The organism is Pseudomonas sp. F-14 TE3482, assembly GCF_053629455.1.
In genome coordinates, this window is record NZ_JBRJII010000001.1 from 2,920,503 (window position 1) to 2,946,224 (window position 25,722).

General features: G+C 59.7%; 20 protein-coding genes. 14 read left to right on the forward strand and 6 right to left on the reverse strand.

Annotated features, from left to right (window positions below; translation table 11 throughout):
* Positions 1–56 precede the first annotated feature (56 nt).
* Positions 57–1,451, reverse strand: coding sequence for a class II fumarate hydratase (locus AB7M26_RS13190; protein ID WP_123494535.1), 1,395 nt, complete (start codon positions 1,449–1,451; stop codon positions 57–59).
* Positions 1,452–1,643: 192 nt separating this feature from the next.
* On the opposite strand from AB7M26_RS13190, the gene AB7M26_RS13195 reads away from it, so the two are divergent.
* The 7 genes from AB7M26_RS13195 to AB7M26_RS13225 all read left to right on the forward strand — a co-directional run bounded on the left by AB7M26_RS13195 (position 1,644) and on the right by AB7M26_RS13225 (position 9,660).
* Positions 1,644–2,165, forward strand: coding sequence for a DUF2059 domain-containing protein (locus AB7M26_RS13195; RefSeq protein ID WP_008071591.1), 522 nt, complete (start codon positions 1,644–1,646; stop codon positions 2,163–2,165).
* Between the two features lie 12 nt (positions 2,166–2,177).
* Positions 2,178–2,477 (forward strand): BolA family protein, encoded by a 300-nt coding sequence (locus tag AB7M26_RS13200; RefSeq protein WP_008005913.1) that lies wholly within the window; start codon positions 2,178–2,180, stop codon positions 2,475–2,477.
* Positions 2,478–2,771: 294 nt separating this feature from the next.
* Positions 2,772–3,713 carry an oxygen-dependent tRNA uridine(34) hydroxylase TrhO gene (gene trhO, locus AB7M26_RS13205; protein WP_063341144.1) on the forward strand — a complete coding sequence of 314 codons (942 nt, stop codon included), beginning with the start codon at positions 2,772–2,774 and terminating at the stop codon, positions 3,711–3,713.
* 39 nt (positions 3,714–3,752) lie between these two features.
* Positions 3,753–4,355, forward strand: coding sequence for a DsbA family protein (locus AB7M26_RS13210; protein WP_185022063.1), 603 nt, complete (start codon positions 3,753–3,755; stop codon positions 4,353–4,355).
* Positions 4,348–6,165, forward strand: a complete 1,818-nt coding sequence (locus AB7M26_RS13215; protein ID WP_123494533.1) for an ABC transporter ATP-binding protein — start codon at positions 4,348–4,350, stop codon at positions 6,163–6,165. Before AB7M26_RS13210 ends, AB7M26_RS13215 begins: the two co-directional genes overlap by 8 nt.
* Before the next feature lie 196 nt (positions 6,166–6,361).
* A complete protein-coding gene (locus AB7M26_RS13220; protein ID WP_123494532.1) occupies positions 6,362–8,821 on the forward strand; it encodes an EAL domain-containing protein in 2,460 nt (819 codons plus the stop codon).
* Between the two features lie 44 nt (positions 8,822–8,865).
* Positions 8,866–9,660, forward strand: a complete 795-nt coding sequence (locus AB7M26_RS13225; protein WP_429384635.1) for a TenA family transcriptional regulator — start codon at positions 8,866–8,868, stop codon at positions 9,658–9,660.
* Positions 9,661–9,834: 174 nt separating this feature from the next.
* On the opposite strand, the gene AB7M26_RS13230 is transcribed toward AB7M26_RS13225, so the two are convergent.
* The 5 genes from AB7M26_RS13230 to AB7M26_RS13250 all read right to left on the reverse strand — a co-directional run bounded on the left by AB7M26_RS13230 (position 9,835) and on the right by AB7M26_RS13250 (position 14,844).
* The gene (locus AB7M26_RS13230; RefSeq protein WP_123494530.1) at positions 9,835–10,761 is read right to left on the reverse strand and encodes a GGDEF domain-containing protein; all 927 of its coding nucleotides are present in this window, start codon (positions 10,759–10,761) and stop codon (positions 9,835–9,837) included.
* 375 nt (positions 10,762–11,136) lie between these two features.
* Positions 11,137–11,877, reverse strand: a complete 741-nt coding sequence (locus tag AB7M26_RS13235) for a YciK family oxidoreductase (protein WP_063341138.1) — start codon at positions 11,875–11,877, stop codon at positions 11,137–11,139.
* A gap of 186 nt (positions 11,878–12,063) precedes the next feature.
* Entirely contained in the window at positions 12,064–12,735 is a 672-nt protein-coding gene (mupP, locus tag AB7M26_RS13240) for an N-acetylmuramic acid 6-phosphate phosphatase MupP (RefSeq protein ID WP_123494528.1), read from the reverse strand.
* Positions 12,736–12,739: 4 nt separating this feature from the next.
* On the reverse strand, positions 12,740–13,438 hold the full coding sequence (gene ubiG / locus AB7M26_RS13245; protein ID WP_007899720.1) for a bifunctional 2-polyprenyl-6-hydroxyphenol methylase/3-demethylubiquinol 3-O-methyltransferase UbiG: 699 nt from the start codon (positions 13,436–13,438) through the stop codon (positions 12,740–12,742).
* Between the two features lie 71 nt (positions 13,439–13,509).
* Positions 13,510–14,844, reverse strand: a complete 1,335-nt coding sequence (locus AB7M26_RS13250) for a TRZ/ATZ family hydrolase (RefSeq protein WP_429441173.1) — start codon at positions 14,842–14,844, stop codon at positions 13,510–13,512.
* A gap of 109 nt (positions 14,845–14,953) precedes the next feature.
* Between AB7M26_RS13250 and mtnA the strand changes: the two genes are divergently transcribed.
* The 7 genes from mtnA (at position 14,954) to cmk (ending at position 25,620) form a co-directional block, all read left to right on the forward strand.
* Positions 14,954–16,030, forward strand: a complete 1,077-nt coding sequence (gene mtnA, locus AB7M26_RS13255; protein ID WP_429378545.1) for an S-methyl-5-thioribose-1-phosphate isomerase — start codon at positions 14,954–14,956, stop codon at positions 16,028–16,030.
* 426 nt (positions 16,031–16,456) lie between these two features.
* Complete coding sequence (gene gyrA / locus AB7M26_RS13260; RefSeq protein ID WP_123494525.1) at positions 16,457–19,126, forward strand: DNA gyrase subunit A; 2,670 nt, start codon at positions 16,457–16,459, stop codon at positions 19,124–19,126.
* Between the two features lie 267 nt (positions 19,127–19,393).
* A complete protein-coding gene (gene serC / locus AB7M26_RS13265; protein ID WP_401177609.1) occupies positions 19,394–20,479 on the forward strand; it encodes a 3-phosphoserine/phosphohydroxythreonine transaminase in 1,086 nt (361 codons plus the stop codon).
* Complete coding sequence (gene pheA / locus AB7M26_RS13270; RefSeq protein WP_007899727.1) at positions 20,479–21,573, forward strand: prephenate dehydratase; 1,095 nt, start codon at positions 20,479–20,481, stop codon at positions 21,571–21,573. The genes serC and pheA overlap by 1 nt, the downstream gene beginning before the upstream one ends.
* Before the next feature lie 12 nt (positions 21,574–21,585).
* Positions 21,586–22,698, forward strand: coding sequence for a histidinol-phosphate transaminase (hisC, locus tag AB7M26_RS13275; protein WP_192344039.1), 1,113 nt, complete (start codon positions 21,586–21,588; stop codon positions 22,696–22,698).
* 28 nt (positions 22,699–22,726) lie between these two features.
* The gene (locus AB7M26_RS13280) at positions 22,727–24,934 is read left to right on the forward strand and encodes a bifunctional prephenate dehydrogenase/3-phosphoshikimate 1-carboxyvinyltransferase (protein WP_259698659.1); all 2,208 of its coding nucleotides are present in this window, start codon (positions 22,727–22,729) and stop codon (positions 24,932–24,934) included.
* Positions 24,931–25,620: a (d)CMP kinase gene (gene cmk, locus AB7M26_RS13285; protein ID WP_008071616.1), complete on the forward strand. Its 690-nt coding sequence runs from the start codon at positions 24,931–24,933 to the stop codon at positions 25,618–25,620. The genes AB7M26_RS13280 and cmk overlap by 4 nt, the downstream gene beginning before the upstream one ends.
* Positions 25,621–25,722: the final 102 nt, after the last annotated feature.

The following is a 25,722-nucleotide window of genomic DNA, read 5'->3' on the forward strand; positions in this document are numbered from 1 at the left end:
TGGGAGCGTGGCTTGCCCGCGATGACTGACTGTCAGGCACTAAATCACTTTCAGATTCACCCCTGCTTGCCAGCCTCCAACATATCCTCCGGCCGCACCCACGCATCAAACTCTTCATTCGTCAGATAGCCCAGCTGCAACGCCGCCTCACGCAGGGTCAGCCCCTCGCTGTAAGCCTTCTTGGCAATCTCCGCCGACTTGTCGTAGCCGATATGCGGGTTCAGCGCCGTCACCAGCATCAAGCCTTGTTCCAGGTGCTCGGCCATTTTCTCGGCATCCGGTTCCAGTCCGGCGATGCAATGCTGCTGGAAGTTACTGCAGCCATCGCCCAGCAAGCGGATCGACTGCAGCAGGTTATGGATGATCACCGGTTTGAACACGTTCAATTGCAGATGGCCCTGACTGGCGGCAAAACCGATGGCAACGTCATTGCCCAATACCTGGCAGGCCAGCATCGACAGGGCTTCGCACTGAGTCGGGTTGACCTTGCCGGGCATGATCGAACTGCCCGGCTCATTGGCCGGCAGTTTCACTTCGGCCAACCCCGCTCGCGGCCCGGAGCCCAGCAGGCGCAGGTCGTTGGCGATTTTCATCAGGGTCACGGCAAGGGTCTTCAGGGCGCCGGAAAGGGTGACCAGCGGCTCGTGGCCAGCCAGGGCGGCAAATTTATTGGGGGCCGTAACGAACGGCAGGCCGGAGAGGGCGGCCAGTTCAGCAGCGATCGCTTCGCCAAAACCGTGGGGCGAGTTCAATCCGGTGCCAACCGCAGTGCCGCCCTGAGCCAGTTCACAGACCGCCGGCAGCGCGCTTCGGATCGCCCGCTCGGCGTAATCCAGTTGCGCGATGAACGCCGAGAGCTCCTGGCCGAAAGTGATCGGTGTGGCGTCCATCATATGGGTACGACCGGTCTTGACCAGTTTCATGTGCCGCGCGGACAACTCCGCCAACCCGCCCGACAATTCGCTGATCGCCGGTAGCAAATGCTGCTGCACCGCCTGAGCCGTCGCGATGTGCATGGCCGTGGGGAAGCAATCGTTGGAACTCTGGGAACGGTTGACGTGATCGTTGGGATGCACCGGCGTCTTGCCGCCGCGCGGGTTGCCGGCCAGTTCGTTGGCGCGACCGGCGATCACTTCGTTGACGTTCATGTTGCTCTGGGTGCCGCTGCCGGTCTGCCAGACCACCAGCGGGAACTGCTCGTCGTGGTCGCCGTCGAGCACTTCGTCGGCGGCCTGTTCGATCAGCCGGGCGATGTCGGCGGGCAGGTCGCCATTGCGATCGTTGACGCGCGCCGCGGCTTTCTTGATCAGGGCCAGGGCGTGCAGCACGGCCAGCGGCATGCGCTCGTTGCCGATGGCGAAGTTGATCAGCGAGCGTTGCGTCTGAGCGCCCCAGTAAGCGTCATCCGGGACTTCTACCTGGCCCAGGCTGTCGGTTTCGATACGGCTCATCATGCACACTCCTGTCGGTCTGATAGCGCAGTTTAGGCCGTGATCGCCGGCCGTGGTTCCATCAGTCTGGAATTTGACCGTTCAACCCCTCTAAATCAGGCGCGACAAGGCTTGGGGTTGAGTGACACACTTTTTTAGGTGCAGAATGGACGCCCTTGAGGTTTTGCCTCGCCTGCTAGAAAAGGAAACTCGATGACTCGTCTTCGTGCCATCTGTACCGCGGTTGCACTGGTTTGCGCCAGCGGCCAGGTTTTTGCCGATACCGCCAGCCACAACGCCAGTGCCGAAGCTTTCCTGACCCTGGCGCACGCTGACAAATTGGGCACTCCGGTGTACATGCAAGTGCAGCAAATGTTCGCTCAGCGCTTTGAACAGACCAAAGCCCCTGAGTCGAAAAAAGCCCTGCTGGAAACCTATCAAGCCAAGGCCAACGCCGCTCTGGACGCAGCCATTGGCTGGAACAAGCTGAAGCCAGACATGGTCAAGCTTTACACCACCAATTTCAGCGAATCCGAGCTCAAGGATCTGGTTGCGTTCTACCAGTCTCCACTGGGCAAGAAAGTCCTGGAAAAAATGCCGCAGCTGACTCAGCAATCGGCACAGATGACCCAGGCCAAGCTGGAAAGCGCGGTGCCTGTGGTCAACAAACTGCTGGCTGACATGACGGCCGAGCTGGAGCCTAAAGGCGCCGCTCCTGCCAAGAAAAAGCCTTAAGCGGAGTTCGGGATGACCATGCAACAACGCATCGAATCGACGCTCGGGCTGTTACAGCCCGAGCACCTGCAAGTGCTGGATGAAAGCCACATGCACAGCCGTGGGTTGCAGACCCACTTCAAGGCCGTGGTGGTCAGCCAGCAGTTTGAAGGCCTCAATCGCGTCAAGCGTCACCAGAAGGTGTACGGCACGTTGGGCGAACTGATGGGCGAGTTCCATGCGTTGGCGCTGCATACCTACACGCCGCAAGAATGGGCACAGATCGACGCAGCCCCGGCCTCGCCGACCTGTGCTGGCGGTAGCAAGCATTAATGTGACGGGCTGAAGGGCTGAAGGGCTGAAGGGCTGTTGTGGCGAGGGAGCTTGCTCCCGCTGGACTGCGAAGCAGCCCTAAAACCTGCAACAGCGTTCTGTCTGAAAGAGTGCAGTCGCCAGCATTACGACTGCTTCGCAGCCGAGCGGGAGCAAGCTCCCTCGCCACAAAGGCATCTCGCAGTCCTAAAGCCACACGGTTTTTGCTAGAATCCGCAACGCGCCGCTTACCCGGCGCGTTTTTTTTCGCATCCGGTTCACCCCTTACGAGGGTAGCCACCTGGAGAATTACCCATGACACAACAGATTGTCGTGGCGGCACTGTATAAGTTCGTCACCCTGGAAGATTACGTCGCCCTGCGCGAGCCGCTGCTGCAAGCGATGGTCGACAACGGCATCAAAGGCACGCTGCTGATCGCCGAAGAAGGCATCAACGGCACCGTGTCCGGCAGCCGCGAAGGCATTGACGGGCTGATGGCCTGGCTCAAGAACGACCCGCGCATGGACGACATCGATCACAAAGAGTCGTACTGCGACGAGCAGCCGTTCTATCGCACCAAAGTCAAACTCAAGAAAGAAATCGTCACCTTGGGCGTTGAAGGCGTGGACCCGAACAAAAAGGTCGGCACCTATGTGGATCCGCAGAACTGGAACGCGCTGATCAGCGATCCCGAAGTGCTGCTGATCGACACCCGCAACGACTACGAAGTCTCGATTGGCACCTTCGAAGGCGCCATCGATCCGAAGACCACCAGTTTTCGCGAATTCCCCGACTACATCAAAGCCCATTTCGACCCGGCCGTGCACAAGAAAGTCGCGATGTTCTGCACCGGCGGCATTCGCTGCGAAAAGGCTTCTAGCTACATGCTCAGCCAGGGTTTCGACGAGGTCTATCACCTCAAGGGCGGCATCCTGAAGTACCTCGAAGAGGTGCCGCAGGAAGAAACCAAATGGCAGGGCGACTGCTTCGTGTTCGATAACCGTGTGACCGTGCGCCACGACCTCAGCGAAGGCGACTACGATCAATGTCATGCCTGTCGTACGCCCGTCAGTGTGGAAGACCGCGCGTCCGAGCACTATGTGGCCGGCATCAGTTGCCCGCATTGCTGGGATAAGCTGAGCGAGAAAACCCGTCGCAGTGCCATCGACCGGCAGAAGCAGATCGAACTGGCCAAGGCGCGCAACCTGCCGCACCCGATCGGTTACAACTACAAGCAAACTCCTTCCGAGGCTTGAGCCATGTCTGTACGTCGCCTGCTCTATGTGATGGACCCGATGTGTTCCTGGTGCTGGGGCTTTGCGCCAGTGGCCAACGCGCTGGTCGAGCAGGCGCAGGCGGCGGGGGTGGACGTGCATCTGGTCGTCGGCGGTTTGCGCACCGGCAGCGGCTCGGCGCTGGAGCCGACCACCCGGCGCTACATCCTTGAACACTGGCAGGCGGTCCACGAGGCCACTGGCCAACCGTTCAAGTTTGAAGGCGCGCTGCCCGACGGGTTTGTCTACGACACCGAGCCGGCGTGTCGGGCGCTGGTGACGGCGCGCAGCCTGGCACCGGATTGCGCGTGGAAACTGCTCGGGTTGATCCAGCATGCCTTCTACGCCGAAGGTCGCGACGTCACTCACGCCAGCGTGTTGGTGGAGCTGGCGGAGCAGGCCGGTTTGCCGCGCATCGAATTCGCCGCCGCCTTCGACCGTGCCGATCAGCATGCAGCCACCGCTGCCGATTTCACCTGGGTCCAGGACCTGGGCATTGCCGGTTTCCCGACCTTGCTGGCAGAGCGTGATGGTCAATTGGCGTTGCTGACCAATGGGTATCAACCTTTGAATGTGTTGTCACCGTTGCTCGGCCGCTGGCTGGAACGCGCTGCCTGTGCATGACCTGCCCGACGACGTTCCAGCCCCTGCACGTGTCGACCGTCTGAGCTGGGCAGAAATCCGTCGCCTGGCCCTTCACCATAAAAAATCTCTGTGGATCGCCAACGGCGTCGCGGTATTGGCAACGCTGTGCAGCGTGCCGATTCCCTTGCTGTTGCCGTTGCTGGTGGACGAAGTACTGCTGGGCCACGGTGACGCCGCGCTGAAAATCATGAACCACGCGCTGCCCGACGTCTGGCAGAAAGCTGCGGGTTACATTGGCCTGATGCTGCTGGTGACCCTGGCATTGCGCTGTGCCGCGTTGTTATTCAACGTGGTGCAGGCGAAATTGTTTGCGGCGTTGGCTAAAGACATCGTGTATCGGATCCGGGTGCGGTTGATCGAACGGCTCAAATGCATTTCGCTGGGGGAATACGAAAGCCTGGGCAGCGGCACGGTGACTACGCACCTGGTCACCGACCTGGACACCGTGGACAAATTCGTCGGCGAAACCCTCAGTCGTTTCCTCGTGGCCATGCTGACGCTGGTGGGCACCGCCTCGATCCTGATGTGGATGCACTGGAAACTCGCGCTGCTGATCCTGCTATTCAACCCGCTGGTGATCTATGCCACGGTGCAGTTGGGCAAGCGGGTCAAACACCTGAAGAAACTCGAGAACGACAGCACCTCGCGCTTCACCCAGGCCTTGACCGAAACCCTGGATGCCATCCAGGAAGTGCGCGCCGGTAATCGGCAGGGCTTTTTCCTCGGACGGCTGGGCCAGCGAGCGCGTGAAGTGCGCGATTACGCAGTGAGCTCGCAATGGAGAACCGATGCATCGAACCGTGCCAGCGGTTTGCTGTTCCAGTTCGGCATCGATATTTTTCGCGCCGCGGCCATGCTCACCGTGCTGTTTTCCGACCTGTCCATCGGCCAGATGCTGGCCGTGTTCAGCTACCTGTGGTTCATGATCGGTCCGGTGGAACAACTGCTCAACTTGCAGTACGCCTTTTACGCCGCTGGCGGTGCGCTGTCGCGGATCAACGAGTTGCTGGCCCGCGCTGATGAACCGCAATACACCGGCAGTGTCGACCCGTTCCTGGGGCGCGACACGGTGGGTATCGAAGTTCAGGGGCTGAGTTTCGGCTATGGCGACGAATTGGTGTTGAACCAAATGAACCTGTCGATTGCCCCCGGTGAAAAAGTCGCGATTGTCGGCGCCAGCGGCGGTGGTAAAAGCACCTTGGTGCAGTTGCTGCTGGGCTTGTACACGCCGCTGGCCGGCACCATCCGTTTCGGTGGTTCGACTCAGGAAGAGATCGGCCTGGAAACCGTGCGTGAAAATGTCGCCGTGGTCTTGCAGCACCCGGCACTGTTCAACGACACCGTGCGCGCCAACCTGACCATGGGCCGCGAACGCACCGATGAAGCCTGCTGGCAGGCATTGGAAATTGCTCAGCTGCACAACACGGTGCGTGAATTGCCCAATGGCCTGGACAGTATTGTCGGGCGCTCCGGTGTGCGTTTATCCGGCGGGCAGCGTCAACGCCTGGCGATTGCGCGGATGGTGTTGGCCGAACCCAAGGTAGTCATCCTCGACGAGGCTACGTCTGCCCTGGACGCAGCCACCGAATACAACCTGCACCAGGCACTGGCGCGGTTCTTGAGCAACCGCACCACGCTGATCATTGCGCACCGGTTGTCGGCCGTGAAACAGGCCGACCGGGTGCTGGTGTTCGATGGTGGCCAGGTAGCCGAGGATGGCGACCATCAGCAGCTGATTGCCGATGGTGGTTTGTACGCCAAGCTTTATGGGCATTTACAGCAGCACTAGATTAATGCCACAAGACGTGCAGGGCATTTTCCCCGGCAAGGTTTAGCACATGAAGACGAGCCAGCCCTGAATCGCCGGGACTGTGCTGCTGTTGAGCATGAGCGTCCCCGGCTTGCCTAGAGTGAGAACCCATCCTAGTCTAGCGGTAGCGTTTTCGTCCGGACGACGATCGAGCAGTGTTAAGACAAGGGACCTCATGAAGCCAAAAAGGACTCTCGCAACCCCTCGGTTGTTGGGCATCGTCTGGCCTTTTATCGCCGTCGTATTATTTCAGGCATTGTTGGGAGGCGGCAGTCTTTACGTTCTTTCGGCGGTTCGCGGTTACGTCGGCGGGGAAAGCCTGTGGTCCAAGGGCCAGAAAGACGCCATCTATTACCTCAATCTCTACGCCGACAGTCGCGACGAAACGATTTTTCTCAAATACCAGAACGCGATTGCGGTGCCTCAGGGTGGCCATGAATTGCGTCTGGCGCTGGACCATCAGCCACCGAATATCGAGGCAGCGCGAATCGCGATCCTCAAGGGCGGCAACCACCCGGACGACGTCTCCAGTCTGATTTGGCTGTACCTCAATTTCCGGCATTTCAGTTACCTGGAAAAAGCCATCGAGCTGTGGACGGTCGGTGACGCGTACCTGGTGCGACTCGATGACGTCGCGCGGGAGATGCATCAGCGTATTGCCGATAGCCAGGTCACCGATGCCGACGTCAAACGCTGGAAAGAGCAGATTTTTGCCATCAATGATGGCGTGACACCTGCCGCCAAAGCATTCAGCGATGCCTTGGGCGAAGGCTCGCGGGTGATTCTCCGTCTGCTGTTGGTGACGAACCTGGCCACTGCGTTGGGTTTGATTGTGTTGGCGCTGTTGCGTACGCATAAACTGCTCAAGCAGCGCCATGCCTTCGCCGATGCCTTGCAGTTGGAGAAAGACCGGGCACAGATCACTCTGCAATCGATTGGCGACGGGGTGATCACCACGGACGTCGAGGGCGCGATTGTCTATATGAATCCGGCCGCCGAGGCCTTGACTCACTGGAAGGCCGAACAGGCGGCGGGGTTGCCATTGGCGGCGCTGTTCAATCTGCTGGACGAGAGTGCTCAGGCCGACGGTTTTACCTTGATCGAGCACATTTTGAGCGGTCAGCTCAGCGGTGGCAGCGAGCATTCAAAACTGATCCAGCGTCTGGATGGCAGCACGGTTTCGGTCACTCTGGTCGGCGCGCCGATCCGCAATACGGGCAGGGTCAGTGGCACCGTGCTGGTGCTGCATGACATGACCCAGGAGCGGCAATACATCGCCAATCTGTCCTGGCAGGCGACTCACGATGCTCTGACCGGATTGGCCAACCGCCGCGAATTCGAATATCGGCTGGAGCAGGCCCTGCATAACCTGACGCGTCAGGCGGGGCGGCACGCCTTGATGTTTCTCGACCTGGATCAATTCAAACTGGTCAACGACACCTGCGGCCATGCGGCGGGCGACGAGTTGTTGCGGCATATCTGTGCGTTGTTGCAATCAGGTTTGCGCGAAGGCGACACTCTGGCCCGGCTAGGGGGTGACGAGTTTGGCGTTCTGTTGGAAAACTGCGCGCCGCAAGCAGCCGAGAAAATCGCCGAAGGCCTGCGCCAGACCGTGCAGAACCTGCATTTTGTCTGGAAAGGCCGGCCGTTCGTGACCACCGTGAGCATTGGCCTGGTGCATGTGGTCCAGAGTCCGGCCACCCTTGAAGCTTCATTGCGTGCCGCTGACATGGCCTGTTATATGGCCAAGGAAAAGGGCCGCAACCGGGTTCAGGTCTATCACGCCGACGACTCGGAGCTGTCCTTGCGGTTTGGCGAAATGGCCTGGGTGCAGCGCCTGCACGTGGCGCTGGAAGAAGACCGCTTCTGCCTGTACGCCCAGGAAATCGCGCCTCTTGGCCCTGGTGAGCATGGCGGCGGGCATATCGAAATACTGCTGCGCCTGCATGACGAAGCGGGACGCATGATTCTGCCGGACAGTTTCATTCCGGCCGCCGAGCGTTACGGTTTGATGACGTCGATTGATCGTTGGGTGGTGGAGAACGTTTTCAAAGTCATTGCCCAGTGCGTCGCCGAAGAGCGCGAAGGGCCGTTGGCCATGTGTGCGATAAATCTGTCAGGTATTACTATCGGAGATGAGGCGTTTCTGGACTTCCTTCGTGAACAGTTTGTTGCATATTCAATTCCACCTGAAATGATTTGTTTTGAAATTACAGAAACCAGCGCGATTGCAAATCTGGCTAGCGCAACTAAATTTATCAATGAACTCAAAGGCTTAGGTTGTCATTTTTCGCTAGATGACTTTTGTGCCGGTATGTCCTCATTCGCTTACTTGAAACATTTACCTGTAGACTTCCTGAAGATCGACGGGAGTTTCGTAAAGGATATGCTGGACGACCCGATTAACCGCGCCATGGTCGAAGTGATCAATCACATCGGTCATGTCATGGGTAAGCGCACGATTGCAGAGTTCGTTGAAACACCTCAGATCGAGCAGGCATTGCTGGAGATCGGAGTGGATTACGCTCAAGGGTATGTGATTGAACGCCCGCATCTGTTTACCTGGGATAGTTTGCAAAGTCGTCCTGCCCGGCCCCGATCCTTGTTGTTCAAGGCGCCGGGCACGTTCCGTTGAAATCTCTTGTTGATCTTAAAATCACAATCAAAAGGAGCGCGACAGTGATCGAGACATTCAACAGAACCGGACCACTCATGGAAGCTGCAAGTTATCCCGCCTGGGCTCAGCAACTGATCCAGGATTGCAGCGAGAGCAAGCGCCGGGTTGTCGAACACGAACTGTATCAACGCATGCGAGATAACAGACTCAGTGCAAAAACCATGCGTCAGTACCTTATTGGTGGCTGGCCGGTGGTCGAACAGTTCGCTTTATACATGGCACAGAACCTGACCAAGACCCGGTTTGCGCGCCACCCTGGCGAAGACATGGCGCGTCGCTGGCTGATGCGCAACATTCGCGTCGAATTGAACCATGCCGACTACTGGGTGCACTGGAGCCGTGCCCACGGTATCAGCCTGGAAGATCTGCAAGCGCAACACGTGGCACCAGAGCTTCACGCCTTGAGCCATTGGTGCTGGCACACCAGTTCGTCGGACTCGCTGATCGTGGCCATCGCCGCCACCAATTACGCCATCGAAGGGGCGACGGGGGAGTGGTCGGCCCTGGTTTGCTCCAATGGCGTCTATGCGGCCTCGTTCCCCGAGGAAGATCGCAAGCGGGCCATGAAGTGGTTGAAGATGCATGCCCAGTACGACGATGCCCATCCATGGGAAGCCTTGGAAATCATCTGCACCTTGGCGGGCATGAACCCGAGCAAAGCGCTGCAAGTGGAATTGCGCCAGGCGGTCTGCAAAAGTTACGACTACATGTATCTGTTCCTGGAGCGTTGCATGCAGTTGGAATTGGCAGTGAAAACCCCGGTAGCCCGTGAGCGGATGGAGCTGGCCGAAAGCTGATCCTCTGAAAGCAACACAAACCAAATGTGGGAGCGGGCCTGTGTGGCGAGGGAGCTTGCTCCCGCTGGGTCGCGCAGCGGCCCCAGAAGCTTTGCGACTGCTGCGCAGTCGAGCGGGAGCAAGCTCCCTCGCCACAAGCTCGCTCCCACATTGGTTATTCGGTGTTGCCGGGACTCAGCCCGCCATCGCAAGACGGTTACGCCCCTCACGCTTGGCCACATACAATGCACTGTCGGCCCGACGCAACAAACTCTCGGCAGACTCGCCGGGAAGCAGCGTCGAGCAACCGATGCTGACCGTCAGTTCGATCATCTTGCCCTCGGCCACATAGTCCTGAGCCTGCGCCGCAAACCGCAGTCGTTCACCGACCATGGCGGCTGCTTCCCGACTGGTGTTGGAAAGCAGAATCAGAAATTCTTCGCCACCAAAGCGGAACACCATGTCGACGTTGCGCAACTGGTTTTTGATCGAGGCTGCGACGGCCTTTAGCACTTCATCGCCGGCGCTGTGCCCGTAGGTGTCGTTGATCTGTTTGAAGTGATCGATGTCCAGCATCAACAGCGACAGGGGCTGCGAGTGTCGCCGCGACATCTCGATTTCCCGTTCCAGCGTCTGATCCATGGCGATGCGGTTGCCGGTATCGGTCAGCGGATCACGCAATGCACTTTGGGTCGCTGCTCGGTAAAGCAGGGCGTTTCGCATGGGGAAGAGCAGGGTCGACAACAGTGACTCCAGGTTACCCTGTTCCTGTTCGCTGAAACGCTGATTGCGACGGAACACCAGCTCACCCAATTGCTCGCCTTCATGGCTGAGGCTGTAGCTGATTGAATGATGACCTCGCGCGCCGAATTGCAGGCGCAAGTCGCTGGGCTGATGTTCGTAAATCAAGGCATCCAGCGGCACCAGGCGCTGAATTTCACGGAAGAAAAGTCCGAGAATGCGTTGCGGCTCAAGACTGGTTTGCAGTTGCAGGCCCAGCGTTTGGCGCAACTGCGCAAGACTGTCGGGCCGCTCCAGGAGGGGAGGCTGCTGACCAAAGCCCAGGCGTTGCAATTTGGCACTGTCGAAGTCAATTGCGTTGGTCTGGGAAGGTGATTTCATATGGCGTGAGCCCCTAAGCAGTAAGGCTGTCTTACAGGCTGGGTGAGAGCGGCTTTGGGCTGCGCGTCATACTGGTCCATCAGTCCCGTAGGACATTTGGCACGAGTTTAGTCCGCTTTGCCGAAGATTAGTAACCTCTCGGCTCAAGCTCCGCCTCGTCTGCTTTCACACGGCGTGTCTGAACAAAATTAGAGCGAAAGTCGTGCCATTCGGTTCAGTCGAATAAAAAAGCTTTAAAAATCAAAATGCTGGAAGGTCATGCGGAGGGAGTTGCGCAGCGCGATGACATTTATTTGACTTGCAGCAGGGGTAGTTAGCACCGGGTTTGAATGCCGCGGCGGGAAGCCGTCGCGGCAGAAAAGCGACGCACGGGCACTACTGAGCGTTGAATGCCTGGCCATTGATGCCGGTGCTGTCCGGACCCATGAGGTAAAGGTAGACCGGCATGATCTCCTCAGGGGTTGGATTATTCAGCGGGTTTTCACCGGGGTAGGCTTGAGCGCGCATGCTGGTGCGGGTGGCGCCGGGGTTGATGCTGTTGGAGCGCACCGGTGCCACGGTGTCTACTTCGTCGGCCAGGGTTTGCATCAGGCCTTCGGTGGCGAACTTGGAAACGCCGTAAGCGCCCCAGTACGCACGGCCCTTGCGACCGACGCTGCTGGAGGTGAACACCACCGAGGCGTCCTGAGACAGCTTGAGCAATGGCAGCAGGGTGCTGGTGAGCATGAACATGGCGTTGACGTTGACGTGCATGACGCGCATGAAATTCTCGCCGGACAACTGCTCGATCGGGGTGCGTGGGCCGATGATGGATGCGTTGTGCAGCAAGCCGTCGAGGTGACCGAACTCGGTCTCGATCATGGCTGCCAGTTCATCGTATTGATGAGGCAGTGCGGTTTCCAGATTGAACGGAATCACGGCCGGTTGTGGGTGCCCTGCCGCTTCGATTTCGTCATAGACCTGAGTCAGGTTGGCCTCGGTCTTGCCCAGCAGCAGCACGGTGGCGCCGTGGGCGGCGTAGGTTTTTGCAGCGGCAGCACCGATGCCACGGCCAGCGCCGGTGACCAGGATGACCCGGTCCTTGAGCAAGTCAGGGCGGGCGGAATAATCAAACATAAAAAACCTCACAACAATTCAACAGGCAGGCATCGTACTTGTGGCGAGGGAGCTTGCTCCCGATCGGCTGCGTAGCAGTCGTAAAAACCTGCAAATGCGGTGTGCCTGAAAGAATGCGTTCATAGATAAAGGGGCCGCTTCGCAGCCCAGCGGGAGCAAGCTCCCTCGCCACAAAAGCCTCTGTGTTCAGCAACTGCACAAAGCGTTATCCAACACCTCGAGCAACGCCAGCGGATGATCGATCACTACGTCCGCGCCCCAGTGCTTGGGGTTATCGTCCGGGTGAATATAGCCGTAGGTCACCGCGCAGGTTTTGGTGCCGGCATCGCGACCGGACTCGATGTCCCGCAGGTCATCGCCGACAAACAGCACGCTGGCCGGGTCCAGGTCGAGCATCTTGCACGCCAGGATCAACGGCTCCGGATCCGGTTTGCTGTTCTTCACATGATCGGGGCAAATCAGCACTTTCGAACGGTCGGCCAGGCCCAACTGCTGCATGATCGGCTCGGCGAAACGTACCGGCTTATTGGTGACCACGCCCCAGATCAGGTTGGCCTTTTCGATTTTTTCCAGTACCTGGGCCATGCCGTCGAACAGATGGCTGTGGACCGCGCAACCCTCGAGGTAGCGGTCGAGGAACTCCTGACGCAGTTCCTCGAACCCCGGCGATTCCGGGTCCATGGAAAAGTTTGCGGCGACCATCGCTTTGGCGCCGCCGGATATTTCATCACGGATGTGTTGAGTGTTGATTGGCGGCAAACCACGATCAGCGCGCATCGCCTGGCAGATGGCGATGAAATCCGGCGCGGTGTCGAGCAGGGTGCCGTCCATGTCGAAAAGAACTGCTCTGATACGCATCGGCTTACTCCTCGCGCAGGGTCTGGATCATGTAGTTGACGTCCACATCGGCCGCCAGTTTGTAATGCTTGGTCAATGGATTGTAGGTCAGGCCGATGATGTCCTTGACGGTCAGGCCGGCCATGCGGCTCCAGGCGCCAAGCTCCGACGGGCGAATGAATTTCTTGAAGTCGTGTGTGCCGCGCGGCAGCAACTTCATGATGTATTCGGCGCCGACGATGGCGAACAGATAGGCCTTCGGGTTGCGGTTGATGGTGGAGAAGAACACCTGGCCGCCCGGTTTGACCATCTTGAAACAGGCGCGGATCACTGACGACGGATCTGGCACGTGTTCAAGCATTTCCAGGCAGGTGACCACGTCGAATTGCTCGGGCATTTCTTCAGCCAGGGCTTCGGCGGTGATCTGCCGGTACTCGACGCTCACGCCGGATTCCAGCTGATGCAGTTGAGCGACGGCCAGCGGCGCTTCGCCCATGTCGATGCCCATCACGGTCGCGCCGCGCTGGGCCATGGCTTCGCTGAGGATGCCGCCGCCGCAACCGACGTCGAGGACTTTCTTGCCGGCCAGATGGACCCGCTCGTCGATCCAGTTGACTCGTAGCGGATTGATGTCGTGCAGCGGTTTGAACTCGCTTTCGCGGTCCCACCAGCGATGGGCCAGGGCTTCGAATTTGGCGATTTCGGCGTAGTCGACGTTGCTCATGGTGTCAGTCCTCTAAAACTTGAAAAATCCTGTTGCCCCGGTTTTGGTCCAGGGTGCTTACAATTCGGTGCTTACGATTCGGTATGGCCGCTGATGCGCTGGCCCCAGGCCTTGGCGGTGGCGCACAGCTGTGCTTCATCCAGGCGGGTCAGGCGGCGGTCGTCGAGCAGTTGCTTGCCGGCGACCCAAAGATGTTTCACGCAGTCGCGGCCCGTGGCATAGATCAGTTGCGAAACCGGATCGTAGACTGGTTGCTGCGCCAGGCCCGACAGGTCGAACGCGACGATGTCCGCCGCTTTACCGACTTCCAGCGAACCCGTTTCAGCTTCGATGCCCAGCGCACGGGCGCCATTGAGCGTGGCCATGCGCAGGGCGCGATGGGCGTCCAGCGCCGTGGCCGAGCCGGCGACGGCCTTGGCCAGCAACGCAGCGGTGCGGGTTTCGCCGAGCAGGTCGAGGTCATTATTGCTGGCCGAGCCATCGGTGCCGACCGCCACGTTGACCCCGGCCCGCCACAAACGCTCGACCGGGCAGAAACCGCTGGCCAGTTTCAGGTTCGACTCGGGGCAATGAATCACATGGGTGTTACTTTCTACCAGCAGCATCAGGTCTTCATCGCTGATCTGGGTCATGTGAACGGCCTGCAGGCGCGGCCCGAGCAGGCCCAGGCGACCGAGGCGGGCCAACGGGCGTTCGCCGCACTGCTCGACCGACTGCTGCACTTCGAAAGCGGTTTCATGGACGTGCATATGAATCGAGGCGTCCAGTTCTTCGGCGATCACCCGGATTTTTTCCAGGGTTTCGTCGCCCACGGTGTAGGGTGCATGGGGCCCAAAGGTGACTTTGATCCGCTCGTGATGCTTGAGATCACCGAATAATTCAACGCCCTGACGAATGGCTTCATCCGCCGTGGCGGCGCCTGGGATCGGGAAATCGAGGATCGGAATGGCGATCTGGGCGCGAATACCGCTGTTATGTACGCGTTCGCTGGCGACCTTCGGGAAGAAATACATGTCGGAGAAACAGGTGATGCCGCCTTTGATCTGCTCGGCGATGGCCAAGTCAGTGCCATCGCGTACAAAAGCCTCGTCGACCCACTTGGCTTCGGCCGGCCAGATGTGGTTTTCCAGCCAGGTCATCAAGGGCAGATCGTCGGCCAGGCCGCGGAACAGCGTCATTGCCGCATGCCCGTGGGCATTGATCAGGCCGGGGCTGAGCAGCATGTCCGGCAATTCGCGGACTTCGGTTGCGTTAAACTTCAAGGCTGCTGCGCGCGGGCCGATAAATACGATACGACCGTCGCGGATGCCCAGGGCGTGCTCTTTAAGGACCACGCCAGCCGGTTCGACAGGTACCAGCCAGGTCGGCAGCAACAACAGGTCGAGCGCAGCGGTGGGGGTCGGCATCGAAAGTCGGTTCCAGTGCTTTTGTAAAGGATGGCGAAGTATACCCGAGCGTCTTCACGGGGGGATCGCTATAATCGACGGCTTTTGTTCATGAGTGCGGGGTAAGTGGATGCGCGATCGACTGTTGGCTGCGGAGAAGGTGAAAGCCATCGATTGGCGTGATGGCGCCCTGTATCTGCTGGATCAGCGTATTTTGCCATTCGAGCAAACCTGGATCGCCTACACCAGCGCTGCGGGCGTGGCCGAGGCCATTTGCTCAATGGTGGTGCGCGGCGCGCCGGCCATTGGCATCAGTGCGGCGTATGCCATGGTGCTATCAGCCCGCGCCCGAATTGCCGAGGGTGGTGACTGGCAGGCTGCGTGGGAAGAGGATTACGCGTTACTGGCCGATTCCCGTCCAACAGCGGTTAATCTGTTCTGGGCCTTGAGTCGTATGCGCGACCGTCTGGACCGCCTCAAGGATGACGCAGACCCTCTGGCGGCGCTGGAGGCAGAAGCCATCGCCATCCATGAAAGTGATCGCGAAGCCAACCTGACCATGGCTCAGTTGGGCGTGGACTTGATCCGCAAGCATCAGGGCAACGCCCAGGCGATCCTCACGCACTGCAACACCGGCGCACTGGCCACCGGCGGCTTCGGCACGGCACTGGGGGTGATTCGCGGGGCGTTCATCGAAGGCATGGTCGAGCGCGTCTACGCCGACGAAACCCGCCCATGGCTGCAGGGTTCGCGATTGACCGCATGGGAATTGGCCAATGAAGGCATTCCAGTGACCCTCAATGTCGATTCCGCCGCCGCGCACATCATGAAAACCAAGGGTGTGACCTGGGTGATCGTCGGTGCTGACCGCATCACCGCCAATGGTGATGTGGCGAACAAGATCGGCACCTACCAATTGGCGGTCAACGCCATGCACCACGGCGTGCGTTTCATGGTGGTGGCGCCGAGTTCGACCATCGACATGAACCTGGCCAGTGGCGACGAGATTCCCATCGAAGAGCGCGATGGTCGCGAGTTGCTGGAAGTCGGTGGCAAGCGGCTCGGGGCGGATGTCGATGCGTTCAACCCGGTGTTCGATGTGACCCCGGCTGACCTGATTGATGTAATCGTCACCGAAAAAGGCATCGTCGAACGGCCGGATACCGCGAAAATGGCGCAGTTGATGTGCCGTAAGCGTCTGCATTGATGATCTCTGGTGCCTGATCAATCGCTATCGCGGGCAAGCCCGCTCCCACAGGTTTTGTGAGCGCTACAGAACCCTGTGGGAGCGGGCTTGCCCGCGATTAGGTCCGCAAAGTCAACAAAACAGCCTGAATTGAGCCTGAAATCTGCATTCATCAAGCCTCTAAGCCCCTCTCGTCTCCTTCAAGCCTGTCACCGGTCAACTAACTATGCTCCATGCGCATCTGGGGGATAGGTGCGTGGCGGCTCTTGTGATAACATTCGGCGGTTTCCAGGGTAGCCTGATGTGGCTGCCTTTACTGCGCAGATCCATGGCATAACTCGTTGATTTGTCGTAAGTCGGTGCATGGCACTCAGTCTGCATCGGCGAGCTTCGTTCGTCCCATATGGATGTGACGAAGTTTCACCAGAAAAAGGAATCAGGCTTCTCATGGGCGAACTGGCCAAAGAAATCCTCCCGGTCAATATCGAAGACGAGCTGAAGCAGTCCTACCTCGACTACGCGATGAGCGTGATTGTCGGGCGGGCACTGCCGGATGCGCGCGATGGCTTGAAGCCCGTGCACCGGCGTGTGCTGTTCGCGATGAGCGAGCTGGGCAACGACTTCAACAAGCCGTACAAGAAATCTGCCCGTGTTGTCGGTGACGTGATCGGTAAGTATCACCCTCACGGTGATACCGCGGTGTACGACACCATCGTTCGGATGGCGCAGCCATTCTCGCTGCGTTACCTGCTGGTAGACGGTCAGGGCAACTTCGGTTCGGTGGACGGCGACAACGCCGCGGCCATGCGATACACCGAAGTGCGCATGACCAAGCTGGCGCACGAGCTGCTCGCTGACCTGCACAAAGAAACCGTGGACTGGGTGCCGAACTACGACGGCACCGAAATGATCCCGGCGGTCATGCCGACCCGTATTCCCAACCTGCTGGTCAACGGCTCCAGCGGTATCGCCGTGGGCATGGCGACCAACATCCCGCCGCACAACCTCGGTGAAGTCATCGACGGTTGCCTGGCACTCATCGACAACCCGGAACTGACCGTCGATGAGCTGATGCAATACATCCCCGGTCCGGACTTCCCGACCGCCGCGATCATCAACGGTCGCGCCGGCATCATAGAAGCCTACCGCACCGGTCGCGGGCGCATTTACATGCGTGCCCGCTCGATGATCGAAGACATCGACAAGGTCGGTGGTCGTCAGCAGATCGTCATCACCGAACTCCCTTACCAGCTGAACAAGGCGCGTCTGATCGAGAAGATCGCCGAGCTGGTCAAAGAGAAGAAGCTCGAAGGCATCACCGAACTGCGCGACGAGTCCGACAAGGACGGTATGCGCGTCGTGATCGAATTGCGTCGCGGTGAAGTGCCTGAGGTGATCCTCAACAACCTCTACGCCCAGACCCAGCTGCAAGCGGTGTTTGGTATCAACATCGTTGCGCTGATCGACGGCCGTCCGCGGATCCTGAACCTCAAGGACCTGCTGGAAGCGTTCGTTCGTCACCGTCGTGAAGTGGTTACCCGTCGTACCGTGTTCGAGCTGCGTAAAGCGCGCGAACGTGGCCACATTCTGGAAGGTCAAGCGGTTGCCCTGTCGAACATCGACCCGGTCATCGCCCTGATCAAGGCCTCGCCAACGCCGTCGGAAGCCAAGGAAGCGCTGATCAGCACGGCCTGGGAATCTTCCGCCGTTGTCGCGATGGTCGAACGTGCCGGCGCCGATTCGTGCCGTCCAGAGACTCTGGACCCGCAATACGGTCTGCGCGACGGCAAGTACTTCCTGTCGCCGGAACAGGCGCAAGCCATTCTGGAACTGCGTCTGCACCGTCTGACCGGTCTGGAACACGAAAAGCTGCTGGCCGAGTATCAAGAGATCCTCAACCAGATCGGCGAGCTGATCCGTATCCTCAGCAGCGCCACGCGCCTGATGGAAGTGATCCGCGAAGAGCTGGAAGTGATCCGCGCCGAGTATGGCGATGTGCGTCGCACCGAGATTCTCGATGCCCGTCTCGACCTGACCCTGGGCGACATGATCCCGGAAGAAGAGCGCGTCGTGACCATTTCCCACGGTGGCTACGCCAAGACCCAGCCATTGGCTGCGTACCAGGCTCAGCGTCGTGGCGGTAAAGGCAAGTCGGCCACCGGCGTCAAGGATGAGGATTACATCGCTCACCTGCTGGTCGCCAACAGCCACACCACGCTGCTGCTGTTCTCCAGCAAAGGCAAAGTGTACTGGCTGAAAACCTACGAAATCCCGGAAGCGTCCCGCGCTGCCCGTGGTCGTCCGCTGGTCAACCTGTTGCCGCTGGACAGTGATGAATACATCACCACCATGCTGCCGGTCGAGGAATACACCGAAGGTCACTTCATCTTCATGGCCACTGCCAAAGGCACCGTGAAGAAGACCCCGCTGGAATCCTTCAGTCGTCAACGCAGCGTCGGCCTGATCGCGCTGGAGCTGGACGAAGGCGACGTACTGATCTCTGCCGCCATTACCGATGGCGAGCGTGAGGTCATGCTGTTCTCCGACGGCGGCAAGGTCACTCGCTTCAAGGAAACCGACGTTCGCGCCATGGGCCGTACCGCTCGCGGTGTCCGCGGTATGCGTCTGCCGGAAGGCCAGAAGCTGATTTCCATGCTGATCCCGGAAGAAGGCAGCCAGATCCTCACCGCTTCGGCGCGTGGTTTCGGCAAGCGCACCGCGATCACCGAGTTCCCAGAGTACAAGCGTGGCGGTCAGGGCGTTATCGCCATGGTCAGCAACGAGCGTAACGGCCGTCTGGTCGGCGCAGTCCAGGTGCTCGACGGCGAGGAAATCATGCTGATTTCCGACCAGGGGACCTTGGTTCGTACCCGTGTCGACGAAGTCTCCAGCCTGGGTCGTAACACCCAGGGCGTAACCTTGATCAAGCTGGCCAGCGATGAAACGCTGGTAGGCCTGGAGCGGGTTCAAGAGCCGTCGGAAGTCGAAGGCGAAGAGCTGGAAGGCGAAGGCCTCGAAGGTGAAGAGGGTGCAGTGTTCGACGGTGAAGTCGTGATCGACGACGTTGTCGAAGACCAGCAACTCGACGCCGCCGCTGACGAAGAGCCGCAAGAGTAAGCGGGCAAGCAGGGGGGGGGCGGATGAAGATTCGCCCCCTTGTTGTTTGTCCTATTGAAAATATCGACACCCACGAAGATCCTGTGTGAAGGGTTTTTGTGGGAGCCGGGCTTGCCCGCGATGCAGGCGCCGCGGTGGGTCTTGAGCACCGCGGTGATGCAATCGCAGGCAAGCCAGCTCCCACAAAAAACTTGCTTCAGCAGGGGCCGGTATCGATTGTTGTTGTGATTTATTGCGTGATACCACCAAATCAGAGCGAGATTGGATGTGAGCAAGAGAGCCTATAACTTCTGTGCCGGTCCTGCGGCGCTTCCCGAAGCTGTCCTGAAACGCGCCCAGGGTGAACTCCTTGATTGGCACGGCAAGGGCTTGTCGGTCATGGAAATGAGCCATCGCAGCGATGAGTTCGTGTCCATTGCCACCAAGGCCGAGCAGGATCTGCGTGATCTTCTGAATATCCCCTCGAACTATAAAGTGCTGTTTCTGCAAGGTGGCGCGAGCCAGCAATTTGCTCAGATTCCTCTGAACCTGTTGCCGGAAAGCGGCACCGCCGACTATATCGACACCGGTATCTGGTCGCAGAAAGCTATCGAAGAAGCCTCGCGCTACGGTCACGTCAACGTTGCCGCCACCGCCAAGCCTTACGACTATTTCGCCATCCCCGGCCAGAACGAATGGAAGCTGTCGAAAGACGCGGCCTACGTTCACTACGCACCAAACGAAACCATTGGCGGCCTGGAATTCCAATGGATTCCGGAAACCGGTGATGTGCCGCTGGTCGCCGACATGTCCTCGGACATTCTTTCGCGTCCGGTGGATGTTTCGCGCTTCGGCATGATCTACGCCGGTGCCCAGAAAAACATCGGCCCGAGCGGCGTTGTCGTGAACATCGTTCGCGAAGACCTGCTGGGTCACGCCCGTTCCATTTGCCCGACCATGCTCAACTACAAGGTCGCGGCCGATAACGGCTCGATGTACAACACCCCGCCAACCCTGGCCTGGTACTTGTCCGGTCTGGTGTTCGAGTGGCTGAAAGAGCAGGGTGGTGTCGAAGCCATCGGCAAGCTCAATGAAGTCAAGCAGCGCACGCTGTATGACTTCATCGACGCCAGCGGCATGTACAGCAACCCGATCAACAAGTCGGACCGCTCGTGGATGAACGTGCCGTTCCGTCTGGCCGACGATCGTCTCGACAAGCCGTTCCTGGCCGGTGCCGACGAACGCGGTCTGCTGAACCTCAAGGGCCACCGTTCCGTGGGCGGCATGCGTGCCTCCATCTATAACGCCGTCGATATCGTTGCGGTCAACGCACTGGTTTCGTACATGGCAGAGTTCGAGAAGGAACACGGCTAATGTCTGAGCAAGAACTCAAGGCACTGCGCCTGCGCATTGATGCTCTGGACGAAAAAGTCCTGGAGCTGATCAGTGAGCGCGCACGTTGCGCCCAGGAAGTTGCGCGAGTAAAGATGGCCTCGCTGGCCGAAGGCGAAGTGCCGGTGTTCTATCGTCCTGAGCGTGAAGCCCAGGTGCTCAAGCGTGTAATGGAGCGTAACCAGGGGCCGCTGGGCAACGAAGAGATGGCGCGGCTGTTCCGCGAAATCATGTCCTCGTGCCTGGCCCTCGAGCAGCCGCTGAAAGTGGCTTACCTCGGCCCTGAAGGCACCTTCACCCAAGCGGCGGCCATGAAGCACTTCGGCCACGCAGTGATCAGCAAGCCGATGGCAGCGATCGACGAAGTGTTCCGTGAAGTCGCGGCCGGTGCGGTGAACTTTGGCGTGGTTCCGGTGGAGAACTCCACCGAGGGTGCGGTCAACCACACCCTCGACAGCTTCCTCGAGCACGACATGGTGATCTGCGGCGAAGTCGAACTGCGGATTCACCATCACCTGTTGGTGGGTGAAAACACCAAGACCGACAGCATCAGCCGCATCTATTCCCACGCCCAGTCCCTGGCCCAGTGCCGCAAGTGGCTGGACGCCCATTACCCGAATGTCGAGCGCGTGGCGGTTTCGAGCAACGCCGAAGCGGCCAAGCGGGTCAAGGGTGAGTGGAACTCGGCGGCGATTGCCGGCGACATGGCCGCCGGTCTGTACGGGTTGACTCGTCTGGCCGAAAAAATCGAGGATCGTCCGGACAACTCCACGCGATTCCTGATGATTGGCAGCCAGGAAGTACCGCCGACCGGCGACGACAAGACTTCGATCATCGTTTCCATGAGCAACAAACCCGGCGCGCTCCACGAGCTGCTGGTGCCGTTCCATGACAACGGCATCGACCTGACACGCATCGAGACCCGTCCGTCGCGCAGCGGTAAATGGACCTACGTGTTCTTCATCGACTTCGTCGGCCACCATCGCGACCCGCTGGTCAAAGGTGTGCTGGAAAAGATCAGTCAGGAAGCAGTAGCACTCAAAGTGCTGGGTTCCTACCCGAAAGCAGTTCTCTAAGGGCGGTAGCAAATGAGTGGCAACTTCCTCGCTCTGGCACAGCCGGGCGTGCAACAACTTTCGCCTTACGTTCCGGGCAAGCCCGTGGACGAACTGGCCCGTGAGCTGAACCTCGATCCGGCCAATATCGTCAAACTGGCGAGCAACGAAAACCCGTTGGGCGCCAGTCCCAAGGCATTGGCAGCGATTCGCGAAGCGCTGACCGAGCTGACCCGCTATCCGGACGGCAACGGTTTTGCGCTCAAGACCCTGCTGGCCGATCAGTGCCGCGTCGAGCTCAACCAGGTAACGCTGGGCAACGGCTCCAACGACATTCTGGAGTTGGTGGCGCGTGCCTATCTGGCGCCAGGCCTGAACGCGGTATTCAGCGCCCATGCGTTTGCGGTCTATCCGATTGTCACTCAGGCCGTTGGTGCCCAGGCAAAAGTGATCCCGGCCAAAGACTGGGGCCACGATCTGCCGGCCATGCTCGCCGCGATCGATGCCGATACCCGTGTGGTGTTCATTGCTAACCCGAACAACCCGACCGGGACCTGGTTCGACGCCCAGGCGCTGGATGATTTCCTGCAGGACGTGCCGGCCCATGTGCTGGTGGTGCTGGACGAGGCCTACATCGAATACGCCGAAGGCAGCGACTTGCCGGATGGCCTGGACTATCTGGCGGCCTACCCGAACCTGCTGGTCTCGCGCACCTTCTCCAAGGCTTATGGTCTGGCGTCGCTGCGGGTCGGTTACGGCTTGTCCTCGGCCATCGTCGCCGATGTGCTGAACCGCGTGCGTCAGCCGTTCAACGTCAACAGCCTCGCACTGGCCGCCGCTTGTGCCGCGCTGCAAGATGTCGAGTACCTGGCCGAAAGTCGCCGCCTGAACGAGTCCGGCATGCAGCAGCTGCAAGCGGGTTTCCGCGAGCTGGGGTTGAGCTGGATTCCATCCAAAGGCAACTTCATCTGTGTCGATCTGGGGCGCGTTGCGGCACCAGTGTTCGAGGGGTTGCTGCGCGAAGGCGTGATCGTGCGTCCGGTGGCCAACTACGGGATGCCGAACCACCTGCGTATCACCATCGGTTTGCCGGCAGAAAACAGCCGCTTCCTCGAAGCGCTGACCAAGGTTTTGGCCCGTGGTTGATGTCACTGCACTGCAATCTGCTCAACCTATGATCGGTCGCCTGGTGGTGGTTGGTCTGGGCTTGATCGGCGGTTCGTTTGCCAAAGGCCTGCGTGAAAGCGGTCTGTGCCGCGAAGTGGTCGGGGTCGATCTCGACCCGCAGTCGCGCAAGCTGGCGGTCGAGTTAGGCGTGGTGGATCGCTGCGAAGAAGACCTGGCGGCGGCTTGCCAGGGCGCTGATGTGATTCAACTGGCGGTGCCGATCCTGGCCATGGAGAAACTGCTCGCGCTATTGGCGGGCATGGATCTGGGGCAGGCGATTCTGACCGACGTCGGTAGCGCCAAGGGCAATGTGGTGCGCGCGGCGACCGAGGCGTTTGGCGGCATGCCGGCCCGCTTCGTGCCGGGGCATCCGATTGCCGGTTCCGAGCAGAGCGGGGTGGAAGCCTCCAATGCCGAACTGTTCCGTCGTCATAAAGTGATTCTGACGCCGCTGGATCAGACCGATCCAGCAGCGCTGGCAGTGGTTGACCGGTTGTGGCGCGAATTGGGCGCCGACGTCGAGCACATGCAGGTCGAGCGTCATGACGAAGTGTTGGCGGCGACCAGCCATCTGCCGCACTTGCTGGCGTTCGGTTTGGTCGATTCGTTGGCCAAACGCAATGAAAATCTTGAGATCTTCCGTTACGCTGCGGGCGGTTTCCGCGATTTCACAAGAATCGCCGGTAGCGACCCGGTCATGTGGCACGACATCTTCCTCGCCAACCGCGAAGCTGTCCTGCGCACACTCGATACATTTCGCAGCGACCTCGACGCCTTGCGCGACGCGGTCGATGCAGGGGATGGGCACCAATTGTTGGGCGTGTTCACGCGCGCCCGGGTTGCCCGCGAGCATTTCAGTAAAATCCTGGCCCGCCGGGCCTATGTGGACGCTATGAATTCCAACGATCTGATTTTCCTGGCACAACCTGGTGGCCGCCTGACTGGGCGGATTCGTGTACCGGGCGACAAATCGATTTCCCACCGCTCGATCATGCTCGGTTCCCTGGCCGAAGGCGTCACCGAAGTGGAAGGTTTCCTCGAGGGCGAAGACGCTCTGGCAACCTTGCAGGCTTTCCGCGACATGGGTGTCGTCATCGAAGGTCCGCACCACGGTCGTGTGACCATCCACGGTGTCGGCCTGCATGGCCTGAAGCCTGCGCCGGGTCCGATCTATCTGGGCAACTCCGGTACTTCGATGCGTCTGCTGTCTGGCCTTTTGGCTGCGCAGAGCTTCGATAGCACGCTGACCGGCGATGCCTCGCTGTCCAAGCGTCCGATGAATCGCGTGGCCAATCCATTGCGCGAAATGGGCGCCGTGATCGAGACCGCTGCTGAAGGTCGTCCACCGATGACCATCCGTGGCGGCAACAAGCTCAAGGGCCTGACTTACACCATGCCGATGGCCAGCGCCCAGGTTAAATCCTGCCTGTTGCTGGCGGGTCTGTATGCCGAAGGCAAGACCACCGTCACCGAGCCGGCACCGACTCGCGACCACACCGAGCGCATGCTGCGCGGCTTCGGCTACCCGGTCACCGTCAATGGCGCGACCGCCTCGGTCGAGTCCGGCCACAAGCTGACCGCGACCCACATTGAAGTGCCGGGCGACATCTCGTCGTCGGCGTTCTTCCTTGTAGCCGCGTCGATTGCCGAAGGTTCGGAGCTGGTGCTCGAGCACGTCGGCATCAACCCGACCCGTACCGGCGTGATCGACATCCTGCGCCTGATGGGTGCGGACATCACCCTGGAAAACCAGCGTGAAGTGGGCGGCGAGCCGGTAGCGGATCTGCGCGTACGGGCAGCTAAACTCAAAGGTATCGAGATCCCCGAGGCGCTGGTTCCACTGGCCATCGACGAGTTCCCGGTGCTGTTCGTGGCCGCTGCCTGTGCCGAAGGGCGCACCGTGCTGCGCGGCGCCGAAGAGCTGCGCGTGAAGGAGTCGGACCGGATCCAGGTCATGGCGGATGGTTTGCTGGCACTGGGCGTCAAATGCGAGCCGACCCCGGACGGTATCATCATCGACGGCGGCCAGATCGGCGGCGGTGAAGTGCATGGTCACGGCGATCACCGGATTGCCATGGCGTTCAGCGTGGCTTCGCTGCGTGCCACTGCACCGATCCGCATCCATGACTGCGCCAACGTCGCGACCTCGTTCCCGAACTTCCTCGCGCTGTGCGCGCAGGTCGGTATCCGTGTTGCACAAGAGGCTCAGTCGTGATCAGCATCGCACCGGTTATAACCATTGATGGGCCTAGCGGCTCTGGCAAGGGGACTGTTGCCGGGATGCTGGCCAAGCGCCTGGGCTGGAACCTGCTGGATTCCGGTGCACTTTATCGATTGCTGGCATTCGCGGCGCATAACCACGGCGTCGATCTGACGAACGAAGAATTGCTCAAAAAACTTGCCGCTCATCTGGATGTGCAATTCATCGCGGCGACCGACGGTCAACTGCAGCGCATCATTCTGGAAGGCGACGAAGTCAGCGATGTCATCCGTACCGAAAGTATCGGCTCGGGTGCCTCGCAGGTCGCTGCGTTGCCCGCCGTTCGTGAAGCGCTGCTGCAGCGCCAGCGGGCCTTTCAGGAGTCGCCGGGTCTGGTGGCCGATGGTCGCGACATGGGTACGGTGGTTTTTCCGGACGCGCCACTGAAGATATTCCTCACTGCCAGTGCCGAGGAGCGTGCGCGCCGTCGATACTTGCAGTTGAAGGGCAAAGTCGATGGTGTTAGTCTGTCGAGTCTGCTAGATGAGATACGTGCGCGCGATGAGCGTGACACCCAGCGCGCAGTAGCCCCGCTCAAACCGGCGGCCGACGCGATACAGCTGGATTCCACGGAGTTGTCCATCGATCAGGTGCTGGAACGCATCATGAGCGAGATCGCCATTCGCGATATCGCCGGGTGACCAAGAAAGCTGCAGGGGACCAGTCATAGTCCTGCGGTGTTTCTTTCATATGAAACTAACCCACACCGTCTGGGGTGTGGAGATGGGCGTATTCTTCGCCCT